This window comes from Luteibacter sp. P4_E6, assembly GCF_056401535.1.
Genome location: NZ_JBFUJE010000448.1, coordinates 1 through 3,235, shown reverse-complemented (window position 1 = coordinate 3,235; position 3,235 = coordinate 1). Strand labels below are relative to the sequence as shown.

Sequence of the window (3,235 nt, the reverse complement as noted above, 5' to 3'; positions counted from 1 at the left end):
GTGATGGACGGCGATACCGAAGAGCACATCGCCGAGGTGGCCCGGGTGCTGTCGCGTTACGTGGACATCATCGCTGTGCGCGCCTTCCCCAAGTTCGTCGACTGGCAGGTGGATCGCCAGGACAAGGTGCTCGAGTCCTTCGCGAAGTTCGCCACGGTGCCGGTCATCAACCTCGAGACCATCACCCATCCCTGTCAGGAGCTGGCGCACGCCATGGCGCTGCAGGAGCACTTGGGCAGCCTGCAGAACAAGAAGTACGTGCTGACCTGGACGTATCACCCGAAGCCGCTGAATACCGCGGTCGCCAACTCAGCGCTGTTGATCGCGACGAAGATGGGCATGGACGTGACCCTGCTGTGCCCGACGGCGGAATATATCCTCGACGAGCGCTACATGGACTTTGCCAAGGCCAACGCGAAAGAGAACGGCGGTTCGCTGCAGGTGTCGCATGACATCGAGTCGGCGTACAGCGGCGCGGACGTGATCTACGCCAAGAGCTGGGGCGCCATCCCTTATTTCGGCCGCTGGGACGAAGAGAAGGCGATCCGCGAAGCAAACAAGCACTTCATCGTCGATGAGGCCAAGATGGCCCTGACCAACAATGGTGTCTTCAGCCACTGCCTCCCGTTGCGCCGGAACATCAAGGCGACGGATGCGGTGATGGATTCGCCGGCCTGCATCGCCATCGATGAAGCCGAGAACCGCCTGCACGTGCAGAAAGCGGTGATGGCTTCGCTCATTTCGCAGTCGTCGGGCGAGAAGTCCGGCCTCGGTTTCTGATTCGCCTTCCTTTGTAAACGCCTTTTACTCAAGCCCTTTCCTTCGGAGCCTTCATGTCCAGCCAAGATATCGTTCTCGCCTTTTCCGGCGGCCTCGACACCAGCTTCTGCGTGCCCTACCTGATGGAGCGCGGCTATGCCGTGCATACCGTGTTCGTCGACACCGGTGGCGTCTCGGCTGAGGAGCGCGAGTACATCGAGCAGCGTGCGCATGAGCTAGGCGCCGCCTCGCATCGCACGGTGGATGCGTCGCAGGCGATCTGGGACAGCTTCGTCACGCCGTTGATCTGGGCCGGTGAGTTCTACCAGGGCCAGTACCCGCTGCTCGTGTCCGACCGCTACCTCATCGTCAAGGCCTCGCTGGAGCGCTGCGACGAGCTGGGCACGAAGTTCTTCGCGCACGGCTGCACGGGCATGGGCAACGACCAGGTGCGCTTCGACCTGACCGTGCGCGCGCTGGGCGATTACACGATCATCGCGCCGGTCCGCGAGATCCAGCGCGAACACACCCAGGTGCGTGCCTATGAGCAGACGTACCTCGAAGACAAGGGCTTCGAAGTCCGCGCCAAGACCAAGCACTACACGATCAACGAAAACGTGCTCGGCGTGACGATTTCCGGCGGCGAGATCGACGCCTGGGAAATCCCGGGCGARGGTGCGATCGGCTGGTGTGCGCCGCGCGCCGAATGGCCGTCCGAAGCGCTGCGTGTCGAGCTTGGCTTCGAGAAGGGCACGGCGGTGTCGCTCAACGGCAAGCCGGCCTCGGGTCCGGAAATCCTCGCCTTCCTCAACCGCGAACTGGCGAAGTACGGGGTGGGTCGCAGCCTGTACACGGGCGACACCAATATCGGCCTGAAGGGCCGCATCGTGTTCGAGGCACCTGCGCTGACCGCCCTGCTCACCGCACACCGCGCACTCGAAGAAACCGTGCTGTCCAAGCAGCAGAACCGCTTCAAGCCGGAAATCGGCCGCAAGTGGACCGAAGTGGCCTACGAAGGCTTCTTCAACGATCCGATCAAGGCTGACCTCGAGGCCTACCTCGTTTCAACGCAGCGCAAGGTGGACGGCAAGGTCATCATCGAAACCCGCGGGGGTTCGGTGTACGCGATCAAGGTGGAGTCGAAGAACCTCCTGCATTCGTCCAAGGCCACGTATGCGCAGGCCGCCGACTGGGGCGTTGCCGAAGCCGAAGGCTTCATCAAGCTCTACGGCATGAGCTCGACGATCTGGGCGGAAGTCGACCGCGCGAACGGGAACTGATCCGGGACCATGGACAAGCTTCTCGAGGACACCCTGACCCATCTGCGCGCGCTGGTCGGTTTCGACACGCGTAATCCGCCGCGAGAGATCGGCACGGACGGTATCTTCGATTACCTGCGCGCAAACCTTCCGGGGTTCGACGTGCAGGTGACCGATTTCGGCGCCGGTGCCGTGAACCTCTACGCGGTGCGCGGCAAGCCGAAGTACCTTTTCAACGTGCACATGGACACGGTGCCGGATTCGCCGCACTGGACCGCAGACCCGCATCAGCTGCGGGTGACGGAAGACCGTGCGATCGGCCTCGGTGCGTGCGACATCAAGGGCGCTGCCGCGGCACTGGTCGCCGTGGCCAACGCGACGCAGGGCGATATGGCCTTGCTGTTGTCGACGGACGAGGAAGCCAACGACGCGCGCTGTATCGACGGTTTCCTTGCGACGCCGCGCGACTACGAGGCGATCATCGTGGCCGAGCCGACCAAGGGTGAAGCGGTGCTCGCGCACCGGGGCATCCATTCGGTGCAGATGCGTTTCCAGGGCAGGGCAGGGCACGCATCCGGCGAGCAGAAGCCGTCGGACAGCGCCGTTCACCAGGGCATTCGCTGGGGCGCCGCCGCGCTGGACCACGTCCAGAAGCTGTCGCATGAGCGTTTCGGCGGTCTCACCGGGCTGCGCTTCAACATCGGCAAGGTCGAGGGTGGCATCAAGGCCAACGTGATCGCGCCAACGGCGGATATCCGCTTCGGTTTCCGTCCGTTGCCGTCGATGGACGCTGACAAACTGCTCGAAACCTTCCGCACGCTGGTCGAGCCGGTCCCGGTCGAGTACGGCGAAACCTTCCGCGGCGATTCGCTGCCGGCGGGTGACACGGCGACGGCGGAAAGCCGCCGTCTCGCCGCTCGCGACCTCGCGGACGAACTAGGTATCACCGTCGGCAATGCCGTCGACTTCTGGACCGAGGCGGCGCTGTTCTCGAAGGCGGGCTACACCACCTTCGTCTACGGTCCCGGCGACATCGCCCAGGCACACAGCGCCGACGAATGGGTCCTCCTGGACCAGCTCGCGCATTACGCAAAGACCATCCATCGGATCGTGGACAGTGGACTCTAACAAGCACACCCGCAAAACGATCGTGCGCCTGCTGTCTTCGATGGGCAGTGCGCGTGAGATCCAGCAATACCTCAAGCGCTTCTCGCAGC

General features: G+C 63.5%; 3 protein-coding genes. All 3 read left to right on the top strand.

From position 1 onward, the window contains the following. On the top strand, positions 1-780 hold a 780-nt coding region (locus AC1DT2_RS18960), incomplete at its 5' end, for an N-acetylornithine carbamoyltransferase (RefSeq protein ID WP_477298017.1). 53 nt (positions 781-833) lie between these two features. After that, the gene (locus tag AC1DT2_RS18955) at positions 834-2,039 is read left to right on the top strand and encodes an argininosuccinate synthase (protein WP_213948400.1); all 1,206 of its coding nucleotides are present in this window, start codon (positions 834-836) and stop codon (positions 2,037-2,039) included. A 9-nt stretch (positions 2,040-2,048) separates the two neighbouring features. Then, complete coding sequence (locus AC1DT2_RS18950; protein ID WP_477298016.1) at positions 2,049-3,146, top strand: acetylornithine deacetylase; 1,098 nt, start codon at positions 2,049-2,051, stop codon at positions 3,144-3,146. The last annotated feature ends 89 nt before the right edge of the window (positions 3,147-3,235 follow it).

What these genes read in the sequence shown, in the direction of transcription:
- AC1DT2_RS18950 (WP_477298016.1), top strand. Translation starts at nt 2,049, where the DNA reads ATGGACAAGCTTCTCGAGGACACCCTGACCCATCTGCGCGCGCTGGTC.